Genomic DNA, 721 nt, shown 5'->3' with positions numbered 1-721 from the left:
AGTAAAAAAATATATTGTAATATGGAAAAACCAAAAATAGAGGCAATAACCATTCTCCAAAAATATAATTTTATTAAATCTTGTAAAATAACGCAAAAAGAATGGCTGGAAAAAACTTTAAAGTGCAATATACAATCTTTTTGGTTTGGATGGCATGGTATGATCAATTTTAATTTTTTAAAAAATATAAAATTAAAATTTTTTGATTATATTGTGCATGAAGATAATCATTTTGGTCCATTGTTATTTTTTTGCTCTCAAAATATATATGTAATGCTAGATAAAATTTACATACATAGGATGAGACCTAATAGTATTATGGATTATAGACAGTTAGATATAATTTCTACTCCGCAATTTGTAAATGATTTTTTTTCTTTTTTAGAAACACAAAATACCTATGAAGTAAAAATGACCCATAGGTATATAAGTTTATTTTTAATTGCCTTTGATTTGCTAAATTTTATTAGAAATACTGAAATTCCCAATAAGTATCTTTTCTATAAAATATTTTCTTCGCGTCTTAAACAATGGCAAATGTCTTTAATGGAAACTCCTTATAAAAAAGAAATAATCGCGAAAATAATCTCTCAAATTTATAAAAAACAAACTAATATCGTTTTTTATAAAGAGTGTATAGAATTGTATCAAGAATTAATACTACAAAAGAATACTCGTATCCAAAATCTTACAGATGCTTTGGCAAAAAATAAAGAATTAG

Annotated in this window: 1 pseudogene; it reads left to right on the top strand. The window is 23.6% G+C overall.

Annotated elements, in window-relative coordinates:
• Positions 1-159 precede the first annotated feature (159 nt).
• A pseudogene (locus L8T82_RS07925) lies at positions 160-721 on the top strand (hypothetical protein); the annotation flags it as partial.

Origin of the sequence: Campylobacter sp. IFREMER_LSEM_CL292 (genome assembly GCF_025771615.1) — a bacterium.
GTDB lineage: Bacteria > Campylobacterota > Campylobacteria > Campylobacterales > Campylobacteraceae > Campylobacter_D > Campylobacter_D lari_D.
Note: the sequence above shows the minus strand (reverse complement) of the source record. Positions and strands in the feature narration are given on the sequence as shown.